This is a genomic window from Croceitalea sp. W27 (genome assembly GCF_055693185.1).
In genome coordinates, this window is record NZ_CM146327.1 from 3,182,788 (window position 1) to 3,200,853 (window position 18,066).

Sequence of the window (18,066 nt, forward strand, 5' to 3'; positions counted from 1 at the left end):
AGATATTAAAGGGTGTTAACATTATTTAAATCTTCAAAAGCCTTTTTCAATCTTGCAACGAATGTCTTTTCGCCTTCGCGTAACCAAACCCTAGGGTCATAGTGTTTTTTGTTAGGAGCATCGTCACCATCTGGATTACCGATTTGAGATTTTAAATACTCCGATTTTGTACCCATGTAATCTCTGATTCCGCTCATAAAAGCGTACTGCAGATCCGTATCGATGTTCATTTTAATAACACCATAACTTATTCCTTCACGAATTTCTTCAACGGTAGAACCCGACCCGCCATGAAAAACAAAATCAATATGATTGTGTTCTACTCCATATTTTTCAGAAATGAACTCTTGAGAATTCTTTAGAATCTTTGGAGTCAATTTTACATTACCTGGCTTGTATACGCCATGAACATTACCAAAAGCAGCGGCAATTGTAAATTGAGGGCTAACTTTACTTAATTCTTCATATGCATAAGCTACCTCTTCTGGTTGTGTATATAATTTAGAATCATCTACATCTGTATTGTCTACACCATCTTCTTCCCCACCTGTAATACCCAATTCAATTTCTAAGGTCATATCCATTTTACTCATACGCTCAAGATATTGCTTGCAGATAGCTATATTTTCCTCGATTGGTTCTTCAGAAAGATCTATCATATGTGAGCTGAACAATGACTTGCCCGTTTCCTCAAAATGTTTTTCACTAGCGTCCAATAGACCATCAATCCAAGGTAATAGCTTTTTTGCGCAGTGATCGGTATGCAGAATCACTGAAACACCATAAGCCTCAGCTAAGGTGTGAACATGTTTTGCACCGGCGACAGCACCTGCTATAGCTGCTTTTTGACCATCATTGCTTAAACCTTTTCCAGCATTGAATTGGGCACCACCATTCGAAAATTGAATTATTACAGGAGCATTTAAATCTCTCGCCGTCTCTAGAACACCATTTATAGTGTCTGATCCAATTACGTTAACGGCAGGTAATGCATAGTTGTTGGCTTTTGCGTGATTAAAGATGTTCTGTACTTCTTTACCGGTTGCAACACCTGGTTTTATGTTGTGGGACATATGATTTTTTGTTAGTTAGCGATTTAAGTAAGAAACAAAAGTAATAAAATAATTAGGCTTAAAAAGGATAATTAATTCCGATATTGAAGACGGACTCATTGAGATTAAAATCGGTAAACCATCTTTCTGAACCAATGCGCGCCGGGTTGTGGGTCTTAAAGCCTAAATCAAATCTGAAAACAAAATAGCTTAGGTCATATCTAAGTCCAAAACCGGTACCTAAAGCAATATCCCCTAAAGAACTAAAACCATTGAACGTGGCTTCTGTATCGTTTACATTGTCAAAAACATTCCAAATATTGCCTGCATCTGCAAAAAGAGCACCTTTGATATCTCCTACAATAGGGAAACGGTACTCTAGGTTAAAACCAAGCTTAAAATTAGCTTCATTAAAGTCATTTACATTTTCAGTTCTTCCAGGTCCTAAAGAATATACTTGCCATGCACGATTATCATTTGCACCTCCTCCGAAATAACTACGGACAAAAGGGATACTGCTTGAATTGCCATAGGGCACAGCTAGACCGAAAAGACTTCTAAATGCCAAAACGCTACCTTTATCCAAGTCCCAATGTTTTATGTATTCCATATCGGTTTTGACATACTGAGAAAATGGTATGCCGTAAACCAGCTTTTGGCCATTATCATCGGCGTTAAAAGGAATAAAGCTAGAAAAGGCAGCCAAAAGGTTTCCTGCACTTTCTAGTTGAAGTCTATATTGATAAAAACTATTGTCATTGGTGTCGATACGGTTGTTCTTCTGAAAAGTGAAGTTAGAAGAGAAAATAAGGTTGTTTTCCGTTAAACGCCTTTGGCGTTCTTCAATACTTCTTACATTGCCAAGGTCTTCATTATCAATGGGAAAACCAGCTGCGGTCACCGAATTTATAAATCCAGTTGTACCATTGGGAATGCCCAGTCTAAATGGATTTTCAGAATTATCGGCATCGACTACAAAAAAATCGGCAAGTTCAGGAAACTCTGTTGGGTCATCAAAATTATCAGCAATTGCATCTAATTGTTGATATGAATTATTGTAAACATTAAAAAAGTTTTCGGCATTTGTATTACGAACAAACTCAATCGATATTAATTCTAAGGTGTTTTTTACAAAGTTGGATGGTGACCAATTGTAGGCAAGTGAAGTGTTAAAAACCTGTTTGTCCAAACCAATGTTTTGTTGAAAATTGGTTCCGATAGATAATCGTGTTTGGGGCAACATGTAATATGGAATTACCTTTTCTGTATTCAGTGGAAACCAAATTCTAGGAAAAGTAAGGTTGATGTCTCCTCCGATTTCTGAGGTGAACGTTTCTTCAGAAAGTGATTGATCACTTAAAACACCAATAGAGCCCCTCACTGAAAAACTAAGTGTTTCTGCGCCTCCAAAGACGTTTCTGGCAAAAACAGAGCCACTTAAAGCCGTGCCGACTACTTGAATGTCGGATCTTGAAATATCAAAATCAAGCCCCAAAGAATATTTAGATCTTGCAGCCAAATAGATATTGGTGATCAAACGCGATTGCATTGTGTCTTGCTCAAAATCGATATTCGGATACTTAAAGGTATTGAGGTTGGTAATCTGTCTTTGGGTTCGAATTCTATCCAAATCCCTATAAATGCTATCTTTTTCAAAGAAAGTAGCGTCTGTTAAGGCATTTGGCTTATATCGAAGTCGATCTTTGTAATAAATAGTATAGCCTTCGTGTTCAATAGACTGCATTGAGTCTATGTCTTGATTAAACAAATAATCTGCGTAAATATTTATTTTTTCGAAACGATGAACCTTGTATTCTTGTGATTTTGATTGGTCATTGGAGCCGACAAAGTTTTTAATGTTCAACTGAACATCCATTTTCTGGTCATCCCTAAGTTTTGTAGTGTCTCTTAAAATGTCAAAACTTATTGAGCTTTCCTGAAAATTATAAACACCAGAATTTCTAAAGACCGATGTTAATCGTTGGCGCTCTCTGTTGAAATTAGCTAAATCAAACTGTTCTTTTTCTTTGACAAAAGAGCCTTCTTTATTGTCTAGATATAAAGAGTCTATGTCTGATGACAGAATGCGGGTGGATAACGAATCGACACTGTAGGGCTTGCCAAGAATAACATTGTAGTCAATTTCGGCCCGCTTTCTTTTTTTCTTGGGTAGAATGGTATAAGAAGCGGTGTTGTTAAAATAACCTTTACTGCCATAGTAGGCCTGTAAGCGTTCTGTAGACTTTCTTGTTTTAGTGGTATCTATAATTGCAGGTGCCTCACCAACACGTTTCAAAAAATTACTGTAACCTTTTACAAAGAAAGATTCTCCTAAACGGTTGACTTGCTTTTTTGATAAAAAAGAATTTAACCGCTGTTCGCGCTTTTCTTTTCTATGCAACCAATTTTGATAAGAAGAATCAGGATTTTCTTTTGCAAGATTGTATAGGTTCAATCTAAGAGGATAACCAAGAAGGCTGCTATTGGGTTTTTGCGAAATAAGGTTTTTGACCTGGTCTTCACTTATTTTGATACTATCTGCATAAATGGTGTTCTTTGTGAGCAGAAATTCATTTTCACCTACTTTTTTAATAGCATTGCATGAAGATAAAATAAGTAGTAGCAAGAATACTCCTATTTTTGCCCTGAAATGACCAAGAACCTTTATTATCTTCATTGGGGGTAAAATTACATGATTTAACATGGTTAGCAAAAACCAACTCAAACTGATTAAGAGCTTACATCAAAAAAAGTACCGAAATGAACACGGTCTCTTTTTTGTTGAAGGATTAAAGACTGTCAAAGAGCTTCTAAATTCAGATTTAAACCTTTTTAAACTTTATGCAACAAAGCAATACAGTGGAGATTTTCTTGAATTGGATATTCATGAGATAACTGAAAACGATTTAAAAAAGATTAGTGCTTTGCGCCAGCCGAGTGGTGTTTTGGCAGTTTTTCAGATGCCAAAAACTAGAAAAGTGGATTTTGGCAATTGGGTGATGGTGCTAGATGATGTGAGAGACCCAGGAAATCTCGGGACCATTATACGACTTTGCGATTGGTTCGGAATTGAACATATCGTATGTTCTAATGAAACAGTAGATGTGTTTAACCCTAAAGTGCTTCAAGCTACTATGGGTTCAATCGCCCGAGTAAATGTAGTTTATCAAGATTTAGAACCGTTTTTGGCGAAAGCTAGCTTGCCCGTTTACGGAACTTACATGCAAGGAGCTTCCATTTATAAAGAAGATTTTCCCAAAGCAGGAGTTTTAATTATGGGTAATGAGGCTAATGGAATAGCACCAAAACTTAAAGCTAGTATAGATAAGAGCGTAACGATACCACAATTTGGTAATCTAACTACGGAAAGCTTAAATGTAGCCACCGCGACCGCAATTGTACTCAGCGAAATCAGGAGTAACAGTTAAATTTTTCGGCCAGGCTTACTCAAAAGTAAAGTTAATAAAGATTCCGCGTGTTCTAACGGCATTAAGGTTGCCTGTCCATGGGCTGTTAGGGTCGTCATCAGCTACCAATTCATTGGTCAAGGCAAAAACACCTCTGATGGATGGAGTGAACTTAAAAAACTCTGTATAAAAATCTACGCCGAACCCAAGTTCGTAACCGTAGACATTCTTTTTCATTCTAAAAGTGCCGCTGCTATTATCATCTAAGCTATCTTCATTGGCGCCTAAATTAACGGCAGCATAGCCTCCTCCAATGATAAAAGGCTTAAAATTGTTAAAACGCTTTGTGCTAAGTTTTAGTAATAGTGGAAATCGAATGTAAGTGGATCGAACTTCCCTTATAGCTTCATTCTCAGTCGTAAAGCCGGGAAACCCAAGAATTCTCTGTGAATAGAGTAAACCTGGTTCAAATCTAACATCAACAAATTCATTGATGCGCATTTCGCCAATTAGTCCTACATTAAAACCAAAAGTTTTGTCTACAAGTACGTCTTGACCGATGTCATTTTCATATTCAAACTGAAAATCATATTGGTTGACACCAAGGTAGTACCCCCAGTTCAATAGCGTCTTATCCTCATTTTGAAGATTTATGATGGGGTCTTTTTTAAACTGCGCATGAAGATTGTTTGTGACCAGAATTAGGGCCAGCAAGACAAGTAAGTTTTTCATCTATTTATTTTGACGCTACGTATATAGTTGCCACCCCAAATGTCTGAGGTTTGTTCTCTATACCTATAAACCCGATTTTTGCCAAAATATTGTTGAAAGCTTTACCATGAGGAAAGATAGCTGCCGATTCTGAAAGATAATTGTAGGCAACTTTGTCCTTTGAAAATAACTTTCCGATGGCAGGTAAGATATATTTGGCGTAAATGGTATAACCTTGCTTAAAAGGTGTTTTGGTAGGCACGGAAGTTTCTAAAATTGCTAAAGTGCCATTTGGGGCCAAAACGCGATAAATTTCTTGAAGTCCTTTTTCTAAATTTTCAAAATTGCGTACTCCAAAGGCGACTGTTATGGCATCGAAAGCATTATCCTTGAAATCTAGATTTTCACTATCCCCAACAACCATTTCAATAGTGTTATCTAGTTTTTTTTCGTTCACTTTATCAATTCCCACTTCTAACATCCCGGTAGAAATATCTAGGCCTACTATTTTTTTTGCACCGGTCTTTACCATTGCAATGGCCAAATCACCAGTACCGGTCGCAATATCGAGAATACTATTTGGTTTGGAACTACCGACAAGTTTTACTACTCTTTTTCGCCATTTGGTATCTATGCCTAAAGAAATAACCCTGTTTAACCCATCATAATTCTTTGAGATGGCATCGAACATTTTGGTTACCTGTGCCTTTTTGTCTAAATCGGAATCTTTATATGGAATTACTTTTTTTGCCATTTCGAAAATTGAGATGCAAAGATACAACTTGAACGAAGAGTCTCCGATATCGTTTAGAAGCAAAATAAAATGTGTAATTTTGCCTTTAAATCTGAAACTATCCCGCTGTATGGGCGAAAGTTTTGACCAACGAACAAGCTATTCCTTTCCTCAAACTGCTCAATTTATTGAAATTGTTTATAGTTAAAAAAATCATTTTAGGTTAATGAAGATAATTATTGCAGGTGCTGGAGAAGTAGGCTTCCATTTGGCCAAACTATTGTCTTATGAGTCTCAAGACATCACCTTGATCGACACGGATAAAGAAAGTCTTTCTTATGCTGATAATCACCTAGATATTAGAGTTTTAAAAGGAGACGCAACTTCCGTTTCCGTATTGCAAGATGCCAATGTTGAAAATTCTGATTTGGTAATTGGGGTTACGGCTTCTGAGACAACCAATCTCACCTTGTGTTTTTTGGCCAAACAATTAGGCAGTAAAAAAACTATTGCTAGAATTTCGAATACTGAATTTGTAGATAATAAAGAGCTTATAAAATTTGATGAGTTAGGTGTAGATGAGCTCATATCACCAGAAGAACTGGCAGCAACGGAGATACAGTTGTTGCTGAACCAATCTGCATTTAACGATACGTACGAGTTTGAAGAAGGTTTATTGACCATGGTGGGCGTGTTCTTGCCTAAAAACGCTCCTTTTGTTGGTAAGATGGTGAAGGAGGCTGCCAATATTTTTCCGGAGCTTCATTTTATGCCCATTGCTTTGCAAAGAATGGGCACGCAATACACGGTAATACCAAGAGGAGATACTATTTTTAAAGAGGGTGACCAATTGTATTTTATTACCTCTGCCGAAGGTGTAGATGAGTTGTACAAACTCATTGGCATGAAAAAGAAAGAGATAAAAAACGTTATGATTCTTGGGGGCAGTAAAGTTGGCTGTAAAACCGCACATTACCTCTGTAATAAAAGATTTAATGTAAAGCTCTTCGAAAAAAATAAGGATAAAGCTTTTGAAATAGTAGATAGTTTGCCCAATGCCTTGGTGATTAACGGTGATGGTAGAAATGTGGAGCTATTGGACGAAGAGAGTATTGAGTCGATGGATGCGTTTATAGCTGTTACCGGTAATTCTGAGACAAACATTATGTCTTGCCTAGTGGCAAAGTCCAAAGGGATCAAGAAAACAATTGCTTTGGTAGAAAACATGGATTACTTTCAGCTTTCGCAGTCAATAGGTATTGATACTTTGATCAATAAAAAGCTTTTGGCCGCAAACAATATTTTTAGGTACATACGTAGAGGCGAGGTCTTGGCCTTGACTAGGTTGATCAACTTAAATGCTGAAATTTTAGAATTCGAAGTAAAGCCGACATCCCTTGTAAATGGAGAAATTATAAAAGAATTAGATTTTCCCAGAGATGCTATTATCGGTGGTGTGATAAGAGATGGAAAAGGAATTATCGCTTTAGGAGATTTCAAGATTTTACAAGGCGATAAGGTAGTCGTTTGTAGTCTTCCAAAGGCAATTTCAAAAATTGAAAAACTGTTTTTATAATGGGACTTAATCTAAGGATTATTGTTCATATAATGGGTTTATTGCTGCTATGTAATGGTGGTTTTATGCTCGTGGCCGCTTTGGTAAGTGGTATTTATATGGATGGCGCAACCTTAGATTTGGCAATGGCGGCAATTGTTACTTTACTGGTTGGAGTAATGGCTATGTTCTATACCCGTGGCCATCGTAAAGAAGTGAAACGTAAAGAAGGATACATTATCGTCACTTTTGGATGGTTGGTCATGTCATTGTCTGGCGTACTACCTTATCTTTTTTCTGGGGCGATACCCTCGGTTACAGATGCTTTTTTTGAAACTATTTCGGGTTATACAACTACTGGAGCATCAATTTTGAATGATATAGAGAGCTTGCCAAAAGGTATTTTGTTTTGGCGAAGTCTTACCCATTGGATAGGAGGTATGGGTATCATTGTGCTGGCCATTGCAATACTACCGTTATTAGGTATTGGTGGCATGCAATTATTTGCGGCTGAAGCTCCCGGCCCAGGAGGGGATAAGCTTCATCCTAGAATTACCGATACTGCAAAACGACTTTGGTTTATTTATGTTGGTTATACTGTTGCGGAGACTATTCTGTTAAAACTAGCGGGCATGTCTTTTTTCGATGCGATGAACCATGCATTGGCAACTTTGTCGACAGGTGGGTTTTCAACAAAAAATGCAAGTGTAGCATACTGGAACAATCAGCCCATAATTCAATATATTATCATTGTATTTATGTTTTTGGCGGGCACTAATTTTGTGATAAGTTACTTTGCTTTTACCAAAAAAATACAACGTGTTATTAAAGATGAAGAGTTTAAGGTCTATTCTTTTTTTATAATCGGATTTACTTTAGTGGCTTTCTTTATCGTACTGCTTCAGGCAGATGTTCAAATTTCAGAATATCATCCACAAGTTTGGGGTAAGACCGAAAGTGCTTTTAGGCATGCCCTATTTCAGGTGTTGGCAATAGTCACTACCACAGGTTTTGTTACTGCAGATTTCACCAATTGGACGCCTTTTCTTACTGTATTTTTCTTTGGTTTAATGTTTTTAGGGGGTTCCGCTGGTTCTACTTCTGGAGGCATAAAAGTAATGCGTCATTTATTAATTATTAAGAACGGAATTTTAGAGTTTAAGAGAACACTTCATACGAATGCCATTATACCGGTTAGATATAACAACAAAACGGTTACAGAACATATTGTATACAATATCATTGCCTTTTTTGTGCTGTATATGTTACTTTTTATCATTGGGGCGCTGGTCTTGGCATTTTTAGGTTTGGACTTTGAATCTGCAATCGGAGGTGCTGCGTCATCTCTTGGGAATGTAGGGCCCGCTTTAGGTGACTTAAACCCAGTGGTGAATTTTAGTGAATTACCTGCGTTCGGAAAATGGTGGTGCGGCTTCCTTATGTTGTTAGGAAGGTTAGAGTTATTTACCGTGCTAATTTTATTTACGCCTTTCTTTTGGAAGCGTACTTGAGTATTATACCACAGCTTTGATCCGAGCTACAGCCTCTTTAATCTCTTCTTGTGACGCTGCGTAAGAAATCCGTATTCCCTTTGGATTGCCAAATGCATCACCTGTAACAGTAGCTACATTGGCATTTTCGAGAATATACATGGCAAAGTCAGAAGCATTATTTATTTTAGTGCCGTTCAAGGTTTTTCCGAAATAGGCAGAGACATCTGGGAACACATAAAACGCCCCTTCCGGTTCGTTGCACTTGAACCCTTCTATGCCATTAAGTAATTCAAGAATCAATTTTCTTCTAACCTTAAACTCATCTACCATATATTGAACACGGTCAGGAGATTCTGTCAATGCTGTAATTACGGCACGTTGGGCAATACAGTTAGCCCCACTGGTTACTTGCCCTTGCAATTTATTACAAGCACGAGCGATGTAAGAGGGTGCGCCAATGTAACCAATACGCCATCCAGTCATAGCGAAGGCTTTTGCGACACCGTTTACGGTTACCGTTCGATTGTACATATCCTCAAATTGCGCCATTGAAGCATGCGAAGTAACACCGTAATTGATGTGCTCATAAATTTCATCACTTACCACTATAATTTGTGGATGTTTTTGAAGAACATCGGCCAATGCCCTAAGTTCTTCTTTACTATAAATTGAACCACTTGGGTTGCATGGTGAGCTATACCATAACATTTTGGTTTTTGGAGTGATGGCACCTTCCAATTGTTCAGCGGTCATTTTAAAATCGTTCTCAATTGAAGTTGGCACTTCAACGGGTACACCATCGGCTAATTTTACAATATCACTGTAACTTACCCAGTATGGGCAAGGCAGAATAACTTCATCACCCTTGTTTAAGCTCACTTGGGCAACGTTGTACAAAGCTTGCTTGGCCCCGGTAGAAACTACAATTTGCGAAGGTTCGTACGTTATTGAATTGTCTCTTTTGAACTTTGTAATGATAGCTTGTTTTAGTTCAACATAACCATCAACAGGTGTATAAGAATTATACCCATCATTAACGGCTTGAATAGCCGCATCTTTTATATAATCTGGCGTGTTAAAGTCCGGTTCCCCTAAACTCAAACCGATTATGTCTTTACCTGAAGCTCTTAATTCACGTGCCTTTGCGGCCATTTCAAGGGTAGCGGAAGGAGTAACGCTATTTATCCTGTCCGAAAGTTGGTTGCTCATTATATGATGTAATTTCTAATATTGTAAAGAAGGTTGTTTGCCCAGTTCTCTCAAATGTTTGAAGTGCGAAATTATTGCTTTTCTTGTAGTTTTATATTCATTATAAGGCAAATCGAACTCCTTAGCCGTTTGTTTCACAATTTTAGAGATTTTTGTGTAATGTACATGGCTGATATTTGGAAAAATATGATGTTCGACTTGATGGTTTAAACCACCTGTAAACCAATTGATAATTCTATTTTTAGTGCCGAAATTTACTGTCGTGAACAACTGGTGAATTGCCCAAGTGTTTTTCATGGTTCCACTTTCGTCTGGTAAAGGAGTTTGGGCATCGTCAACGATATGTGCTAATTGAAATACAACGCTCAAAATTACCCCGGCTACGTAATGCATAATAAAAAAGCCCAATAAGACTTGCCACCATGGAATATCAACAAGAACTAGCGGAAGTACGATCCAAATCGTAACATATAATATCTTGGTAATAACCAATGTACTCCAATTAATAACTGGGCTAGGTAATTTTCCATAGGAAAGCTTACGTTTCATGTAACGGTACATCTGCTGAAAATCGGTTGTTATTGCCCAGTTAAAGGTTAATAAACCATATAAAAAGATAGAATAGAAGTGTTGAAATTTATGATGTTTTTTCCACTCTGCATGTTTTGAGAATCGCAGTATTCTACCAGCTTCCATATCTTCGTCATGTTCGTGAATATTGGTATACGTGTGATGCAGAACATTATGCTGAACTTGCCAGTTGTAAACATTACCGGCCAGAATATAGATGCTACTGCCCATCAGCTTATTTACCCATTTTTTGTTCGAATATGCACCGTGGTTGCCATCATGCATTACATTCATTCCAACACCGGCCATACCTACGCCCATAACTATGGATAAAAGCAAGTAGCCCCAAAAAGGAAGGTCAAGGGTTAGTATTAAAAAATATGGTGTTAGAAACAGTGAAAACATCACGATTGTCTTCAAATGAAGTCTCCAATTACCAGTTTTCTTGATCTTATTTTCGTTGAAATATTGATTGACTCTTTTATTAAGCGTTCTAAAGAATTGTGCGGAATCTTTTCTTGAAAACCTGATTGTATCCTTCTCCATTTACTAAAAATTTTACATTACAAAGGTAACTAAATTGAAAGTCTGAAAAGTTAGTGTTTTGTGAAAACGTTTTTAAGGTCTTAAAAGTATTATTTTTACCGAGTTTAACATACATCGATGACTGCCGAAATTGTCTTTAAATACTTTACAGATCTTACAGAAATCCAAAGAGCGCAATTTATACGATTAAATAGCCTTTATCAAGATTGGAATCAAAAAATTAATGTGGTTTCTAGAAAAGATATTGATGAGCTTTATATCAGGCATGTACTTCATTCTTTGGGAATAGCCAAAATTCAACGATTTAATGAGGGTGCTCAGGTTTTGGACGTTGGAACAGGAGGGGGCTTTCCAGGAATACCGTTGGCCATTCTATTCCCAGAAACCAAGTTCACGCTGGTTGATGCAATCGGAAAAAAAATTAAGGTGGTGCAAGAAGTCATAGATGGACTTCAACTTGAGAATATAAGTGCACATCATTCAAGAGTTGAAGATTTGCCTGGGGAGTTTGATTTTATCGTTAGTAGGGCCGTAGCAGCTATGCCTACATTCGTGCATTGGACCAAGGGCAAAATAAAAAAAGATTCTTTTCATGAGCGAAAAAACGGTATTCTTTACCTTAAGGGGGGTGATTTGACCGATGAATTGAAAGACTACAAGAACGCACAGGTTTTTGACCTGACTGAATTTTTTGAAGAGGATTTTTTTGAAACCAAAAAAGTGGTCTACCTACCCCAGAAGTATAAAGCTAACTTGTGAGAAAAGTTTTAGAGGTACTGTGTTTTAGTTGCCTTGGCATGAAAAGTCTTCACGTTTAAAAATAATACGGGTATTTGAAAGTTCGTTTGGTAAAATATCTGAGCCTAATAAACCTAATGATTGCCCTTCACAATCGAATACCGGAACTACCGTATTACAGACGGGGCAACAATTGTTTGAAATAAAAACTGTCTGACTATTATAGTCGGCTATTTCAATGAAGAAATATTTTGCGATATCACCTTCATTATTTTCTATATCATCTACTTGGTTTTTTAACCAAGGTAACGCTTCAATAGGGTTATTTACCTCACAAGCTGCAATAATGGTAAAATCATTGTCGTCATCTCCGCATCCTATTAAACTCAAAAAACTTAACACTAAAATTGCCTTTTTCATGATACCATTTTTTTAATGGATGGTTTTGTATGAAATAGGTTGCTTGTGTCTATGTTTCTTTAGGGTTAAATCAGTTCATAAAAAAAAGCGCTGTAAAGCGCTTTTAAAATTTTAAGTAGTGTTTTTTATTTGCTCCAAGGTGGTACAACCCCGTTTGAACGTGCATAGGCAATAAGTTGCCCTTTGTGTTCTCCATTGTGTTCCATCATGGCTAAAAGACCACCCATTTTGTTCATTTTGGCAAAGCCAAAATCTACCTCTGTGGTTAAGTCTTCGGTCTTGACTTCCATTATCTTTTCAAGAACAAATTCATTTGATTTCTTAAGCGTGGCAATAATATTTTCCTTGCCAGAAATTTTACCCAAATTCATCATATCTACATCTTCAGGTGGTGGAAAGCCCATTTTCATTGCCAGATAATAATTGCCACCAGCTACGTGTAAAAGTGCCTCCCCGACGGAATTTACACCTTCAGCAGGCCTCCAATCATATTGTTCTTCAGAAAAGGCCTCGGCTAGTTGTATAACCTGCCCTTGGTTACCTGCCAAAACCCCTTTTATGGTGTTTTGGGCCAAATTGTCTTGTGCATACGTGATAACTGTTGTTATCAAAATACATAGTGTTACTATTTTTTTCATTGTTATGGATTAAGGTTGTACTAAGTATCTAAAACTTAGCATAAGCTTAAAAGTAATGAAAATTTTTAGTGATTACACCAGGTGTCTCACTGTGGTAGAAGTTTTAGCTAAAAAATACATTGGCATATACCAATCGGCACTTGTATGCATAGTTTTTTAGGCGGTACCAAAGCTTATCGATTGCGTTTCCAAGGCCAATAAATATGTTTCCCAATGACGTCATAATAGCAATAAACTTAAGTTAATAATAATTAGTAAACAATTAATTAACGTTAAATTTACATATGAATTGTGTTTAACCTAATTAAAAACAAAAAAAATGCATTTAACAGCCTTCTGGTTTAGGTGTCAAATGCACTTTTAAATGTGTTGATTTTTAATTGACTATCCTAAAAACGGATATCTATAATCTACGGGTGTTACAAAAGTTTCTTTTATTAATCTGGGCGATACCCAACGCAACAAGTTCTGTGCAGAACCAGCTTTATCATTTGTTCCTGATGCTCTTGCACCTCCAAAAGGCTGTTGACCAACAACGGCGCCAGTAGGTTTGTCGTTGATATAAAAGTTGCCGGCACAATTTTGCAACGCTTTAGTTGCTTCATCGATAGCATATCTGTCTTGAGAGAGCACGGCTCCTGTAAGTGCGTACTCAGATGTGCCATCTACCAATTGTAGCGTTTTTGGCCAATCTTTGTCTTCATATACATAAACCGTTACTACTGGGCCAAAAAGCTCGGTGCACATGGTCGTATATTTTGGGTCATTTGCAACGATTACGGTCGGTTCTATAAAATACCCTTTTGATTTGTCGTAACTACCACCAGCAAATATTGTTGCATCTTGGTCCGCTTTGGCTTGGTCTATAAAACTCGCTAGCTTATCGAAAGAACCTTCATGTATGACGGCAGTGATAAAGTTACTCATATCTTCTGGTGAGCCAGGTTTATTGAAGCTTTCAATATCTTTTTTAACCAGACCTAGAATCTCGTCAGCAGTGGATTTTGGAAGATACACCCTTGAGGCTGCACTACATTTTTGTCCTTGAAATTCGAATGCTCCCCTGGTGATAGCCGTTGCAACCTGAGCAGGTTTTGCAGATGGATGGGCAATGATGAAATCTTTCCCCCCTGTTTCACCAACTATTCTTGGGTAGGTTTTATAGTTGTGGATGTTCGTTCCGATTTGTTTCCATAATTCTTTGAACACATGGGTAGAACCTGTGAAGTGAAGTCCTGAAAAATCAGGACTGGCTAATACCGTATCCGTTATCATAACTGGGTCGCCCATAACCATATTAATAACACCATCGGGAAGCCCAGCTTCCTTAAACACGTCCATAATTACTTTGGCAGAGAATACTTGGCTGTCACTTGGCTTCCATACTACAACATTACCCATCATTGCTGCGCTAGCAGGTAAATTCCCAGCAATGGCGGTAAAATTAAAAGGAGTGATGGCATATACAAAACCTTCTAATGGGCGGTATTCTACCCTGTTCCAGATACCTTCTGCAGAATCTGGCTGTTCCTCATAAATCTGGCTCATATATTCCACATTAAAACGTAGAAAGTCTATGAACTCACATGCGGCATCAATTTCGGCTTGATGAATGGTCTTCGACTGCGCCATCATCGTAGCTGCATTTATTTTTGCACGGTAAGGTCCTGCGATTAGTTCAGCTGCTTTCAAGAAAATGGCCGCCCGTTGTTCCCAAGTTAGGTTAGCCCAAGCTTCTCTTGATGCCAAACAGTTGGCGATGGCTTTTTCTGCATGTTTTTTTTCGGCAGTATGGTAATGGCCAACAATGTGTTTATGGTCATGAGGGGGAGACATAGGTTTTGTTGCCCCCGTCTTTATCTCCTCTGAGCCAATGTATAATGGGACTTCTACTTGGCCATTGTAATATGTTTTGTATTGTTTAAGAACAGCTTCGCGCTCAGGACTTCCTGTAGCGTAGCTTTTTATCGGTTCATTAATTGCGGTTGGAACTTGAAAAAAACCTTTACCCATTTCGGAAAATTTAAGTATTAAATAATACCGGCAAAGGTAATAAACGGTAAGCTAAAAAGCGACTAGTTAAGCGCGAAAGGAGCAGCGAATTTAAAGGTAGGTACTTCAACTAGAAATTCTTCCGTAGAACTTAAATTTACCATTTGGTAAAAACCTTTCATCGCACCTATCGGTGAAGCCAAAAGTGAACCAGAACTATAAGTGTGCGCTTTACCTGGTTGAATTACCGGTTTTTTGCCAATGACCCCTTCGCCATCTACGGTTTCCATTTCCTTTAGAGAGTCAAAAATATCCCAATGGCGTGCTGTTAATTGAACGCTTTCTTTACTCTGATTTTCAATTGTAATGGTATACCCGAAAGCATAGTGCATTTTATAATTTTTGAAGAAGGTGCCTTCAAAAGTTGTTTGCACTGAAACTTTAATTCCTTTGGTTACTTGTGTGATCATATTCAATATGTAAATACACTTCCTATTCCTAATAATAACACCGTAATTATGGCTAAAAAGGTAAATACCGAGTTTAGAAATAAATACTTGATGCTTGTTTTAAAAAATCCTTGGTTGTAAAACTTTCGCATTGATTGAAAAAGATAGACTCCAAAAATTAAAAGGAATATTATCGCTGTTGACCAATCAAAAATTGAATCTATTATCCAACTAAGGATGAGCAAGATAAATAATAAGGACTGGTTGTGAAAACTGAAGATCAAATGATCGGTATAGGTATATTTTTTACGGATGTAAACCACAGAAATGAAAATTGTGAAGATGGGTAAAAAGAAAAATATGACAAAAGGTAGTTTTGCGATTGTATCATTTAACCAAGTTCCGGGTTGCCTCCAAGCCCTTAAACTACTCTTTGAAGCATTGAAGGCCAATTTTGTTTTCCAAGAATCATCTATATCATATTTAGCTTTTGCTTCGGCATAACTGGTTATAGAATCATTACGAAGTTGAACAAAAAAGAATTCCATTCTTTTTAAAAAGCCACTATCTGGATCTTCCTTAAGTCTTTGAAAATAACTGCGCGGGTCAGCAGTCATAAAAGAATCTTTCTGTTTTTCTTTTAGTTCTTGCGCTTTGATAAAATATTCTAAGGTATCCAGACCCTGTATGCCCTTGTCGATTTCTGGATTATTTGTTTTTATGGAATCTAAGCCCCTAAAAAGCTTATCCAATTTCACTTCAGATTCAATACTGTCCTTTTTCCGTTCTTCTGCCGTCTTATCCCCATCAAAAGAAAAAGATAAAGGACCAGTTTGATTTATTTTCTCATCTAATTTTAGGTCATCTAAATTCGAGAATGCCCCACCATAACTCACCATTAAAAAATATAGAAAAGCCAAACTTAAAAGAAACCGAAACGGGTTGGTATACGAAACTCTTTTCCCTTTTATATAATCTCGTGTTATGGTGCCAGGTTTGACCAACAGGGCGTAAAGCGTTGCAAGAAGTTTAGAATCGTAATTAATGAGGTTGCACAAAAACTCGTCAAAAAAGTCTTTGATGGTCAATTTTTTGGTGCTATTGGCCTGAGCACAATTTGGGCAGTATTTATCGCTCATGCCCAACGGATGTCCGCAATTAAGACATTCGGTGCCCCTAAATTTCAGTTCGTAACGCCCTCTGCTGATTAGGCCTTTTTCTTCCCCTTCGTCCATTTGGTTGGTTCTGGGATTAAAGATAATTTAATTACTGATATTTCTCGAATTTGCTGTGCCAATACCAATAATGCTATCGTACATATCGCCAAAGTTTCGATAGTAGACCAAAATCAGATAACTATTTTCGGTAAAATGCGAGTTGCCCGAAATGCTATTTAGGTCTACAACACCTTCTTTGTTTTTCGTAACATATTTATAGTTGTAGAAACCTTGTTTAAAAGGATACATCAGTTCTAAATTCCCAGTATCCTCATTGTAAACCATCTTATTCTCGTCACTTAAATCATAGTTGTTGAATTTTCCGAATACATAGACATCATCTAAACCAAATTCTGGGTTATAAGGAATACTAAAATGTACTTTGGTATATTCGGCTTCTCTAGAGACATCTTCACCCTGCAAGGTTCTTACCACAAAATCACCGTTAACATCTGGGAAATAGGTATATTCCCTATCATAGCGATATTGATTGGTGAAAAGATAATGATTGTACAGCTCTTTGAAATCTATTCTTGAAATCGCTGCTGACGGAGCTCTTAGGTCTTTTGTGTCGAAATTCAAATACTCGTTACCGCCATAGAAGCTGGTTTCTTGGTCGTATTTGTACACAAGCTCATTGCCTAAAGTAAACTGAGGTTTAATATTATAAATAGCCGTTGGCCAAAAATAATTTTGAATAATAGCAACTTTCACCTCTTTTTTTGGGTTTACAACTTCAAATCCCGAAGTATTAATATTGAATTGAACTACCTGTTTTTCGTTCAGAAAATTAAAGTCCCTAGAACGTTTTACAACACCCCCGACCGTAACTGCATTTTGGTATATGATGAATCTTCGTGAAAACTGTAATTCACCCACCATGTTATAAACTTCTAATAGATAATTGCCACTAACCCTGAATTTAAGCTGGTCGTTTGGTAATGTTAACCTGTAGTTGGAGTAGGGCTGTAATGTTGTCAAACTATTTTCATAGTCTATGATCCTTTGGTTGTCGGTGCCAATAAGGTATTGTGATTTTAAAAGTTCGGAAGGTGTCCAATCATAATCGCAATGTACTATTTTAAAATAGTAATCTTGTTCGTTGGCCGTAATATCATCAAACTCTAAAAGTAATTGTTCCCCCAACTCAATCACCGGAAATTGATCCTCTGTTGGGCCTTTAAAGACTATTGTTTTGATGTTATAGGGAGGTTCGACCTCTTCTTGTACTTGGGCAACCAGATTTAAAGTAAAAAAAATCAGCAAAAGCTGTTTAATGAAAAAGCGCATTAAAAGCATATTTTGGTGGTAAAGGTAAACAAAAAGCATGCCCAAC

Annotated in this window: 16 protein-coding genes; 4 read left to right on the forward strand and 12 right to left on the reverse strand. The window is 37.3% G+C overall.

The features are described 5' to 3' along the window. Positions 1 to 5: 5 nt before the first annotated feature. Both fbaA and tamL read right to left on the reverse strand, forming a co-directional pair. Entirely contained in the window at positions 6 to 1,073 is a 1,068-nt protein-coding gene (fbaA, locus tag ACZ1GR_RS14370) for a class II fructose-bisphosphate aldolase (protein WP_472609601.1), read from the reverse strand. Positions 1,074 to 1,131: 58 nt separating this feature from the next. Next, entirely contained in the window at positions 1,132 to 3,729 is a 2,598-nt protein-coding gene (gene tamL, locus ACZ1GR_RS14375; RefSeq protein ID WP_472609602.1) for a translocation and assembly module lipoprotein TamL, read from the reverse strand. A gap of 25 nt (positions 3,730 to 3,754) precedes the next feature. Here tamL and ACZ1GR_RS14380 point away from each other — a divergent pair, with 25 nt between their 5' ends. Then, a complete protein-coding gene (locus ACZ1GR_RS14380; RefSeq protein WP_472609603.1) occupies positions 3,755 to 4,480 on the forward strand; it encodes a TrmH family RNA methyltransferase in 726 nt (241 codons plus the stop codon). A gap of 15 nt (positions 4,481 to 4,495) precedes the next feature. Here ACZ1GR_RS14380 and porT read toward each other — a convergent pair whose 3' ends face one another. After that, on the reverse strand, positions 4,496 to 5,191 hold the full coding sequence (gene porT, locus ACZ1GR_RS14385) for a type IX secretion/gliding motility protein PorT/SprT (protein WP_472609604.1): 696 nt from the start codon (positions 5,189 to 5,191) through the stop codon (positions 4,496 to 4,498). A gap of 4 nt (positions 5,192 to 5,195) precedes the next feature. Then, positions 5,196 to 5,924 (reverse strand): bifunctional demethylmenaquinone methyltransferase/2-methoxy-6-polyprenyl-1,4-benzoquinol methylase UbiE, encoded by a 729-nt coding sequence (ubiE, locus tag ACZ1GR_RS14390; RefSeq protein WP_472609605.1) that lies wholly within the window; start codon positions 5,922 to 5,924, stop codon positions 5,196 to 5,198. A gap of 205 nt (positions 5,925 to 6,129) precedes the next feature. Here ubiE and trkA point away from each other — a divergent pair, with 205 nt between their 5' ends. Together trkA and ACZ1GR_RS14400 are read left to right on the forward strand one after the other, a co-directional pair. Further along, positions 6,130 to 7,479, forward strand: a complete 1,350-nt coding sequence (gene trkA, locus ACZ1GR_RS14395) for a Trk system potassium transporter TrkA (protein WP_472609606.1) — start codon at positions 6,130 to 6,132, stop codon at positions 7,477 to 7,479. After that, a complete protein-coding gene (locus ACZ1GR_RS14400) occupies positions 7,479 to 8,969 on the forward strand; it encodes a TrkH family potassium uptake protein (RefSeq protein ID WP_472609607.1) in 1,491 nt (496 codons plus the stop codon). The genes trkA and ACZ1GR_RS14400 overlap by 1 nt, the downstream gene beginning before the upstream one ends. Before the next feature lie 3 nt (positions 8,970 to 8,972). Here the strand turns inward: ACZ1GR_RS14400 and ACZ1GR_RS14405 are convergent, their stop codons facing one another. Next, complete coding sequence (locus tag ACZ1GR_RS14405) at positions 8,973 to 10,160, reverse strand: pyridoxal phosphate-dependent aminotransferase (protein ID WP_472609608.1); 1,188 nt, start codon at positions 10,158 to 10,160, stop codon at positions 8,973 to 8,975. Between the two features lie 15 nt (positions 10,161 to 10,175). Further along, a complete protein-coding gene (locus ACZ1GR_RS14410) occupies positions 10,176 to 11,276 on the reverse strand; it encodes a fatty acid desaturase family protein (RefSeq protein ID WP_472609609.1) in 1,101 nt (366 codons plus the stop codon). Between the two features lie 117 nt (positions 11,277 to 11,393). Between ACZ1GR_RS14410 and rsmG the strand changes: the two genes are divergently transcribed. Next, the gene (rsmG, locus tag ACZ1GR_RS14415) at positions 11,394 to 12,035 is read left to right on the forward strand and encodes a 16S rRNA (guanine(527)-N(7))-methyltransferase RsmG (RefSeq protein ID WP_472609610.1); all 642 of its coding nucleotides are present in this window, start codon (positions 11,394 to 11,396) and stop codon (positions 12,033 to 12,035) included. Positions 12,036 to 12,059: 24 nt separating this feature from the next. On the opposite strand, the gene ACZ1GR_RS14420 is transcribed toward rsmG, so the two are convergent. The 6 genes from ACZ1GR_RS14420 to ACZ1GR_RS14445 all read right to left on the reverse strand — a co-directional run bounded on the left by ACZ1GR_RS14420 (position 12,060) and on the right by ACZ1GR_RS14445 (position 18,020). Beyond that, the gene (locus ACZ1GR_RS14420) at positions 12,060 to 12,434 is read right to left on the reverse strand and encodes a hypothetical protein (RefSeq protein WP_472609611.1); all 375 of its coding nucleotides are present in this window, start codon (positions 12,432 to 12,434) and stop codon (positions 12,060 to 12,062) included. Positions 12,435 to 12,559: 125 nt separating this feature from the next. After that, the gene (locus ACZ1GR_RS14425) at positions 12,560 to 13,072 is read right to left on the reverse strand and encodes a DinB family protein (RefSeq protein ID WP_472609612.1); all 513 of its coding nucleotides are present in this window, start codon (positions 13,070 to 13,072) and stop codon (positions 12,560 to 12,562) included. 384 nt (positions 13,073 to 13,456) lie between these two features. Further along, positions 13,457 to 15,085 (reverse strand): L-glutamate gamma-semialdehyde dehydrogenase, encoded by a 1,629-nt coding sequence (gene pruA, locus ACZ1GR_RS14430; RefSeq protein ID WP_472609613.1) that lies wholly within the window; start codon positions 15,083 to 15,085, stop codon positions 13,457 to 13,459. 62 nt (positions 15,086 to 15,147) lie between these two features. Then, positions 15,148 to 15,534, reverse strand: coding sequence for a Co2+/Mg2+ efflux protein ApaG (apaG, locus tag ACZ1GR_RS14435; protein WP_377767151.1), 387 nt, complete (start codon positions 15,532 to 15,534; stop codon positions 15,148 to 15,150). Between the two features lie 2 nt (positions 15,535 to 15,536). After that, complete coding sequence (locus tag ACZ1GR_RS14440) at positions 15,537 to 16,748, reverse strand: DUF3667 domain-containing protein (RefSeq protein WP_472609614.1); 1,212 nt, start codon at positions 16,746 to 16,748, stop codon at positions 15,537 to 15,539. Between the two features lie 27 nt (positions 16,749 to 16,775). After that, complete coding sequence (locus tag ACZ1GR_RS14445; RefSeq protein WP_472609615.1) at positions 16,776 to 18,020, reverse strand: type IX secretion system plug protein; 1,245 nt, start codon at positions 18,018 to 18,020, stop codon at positions 16,776 to 16,778. Positions 18,021 to 18,066 lie beyond the last annotated feature (46 nt).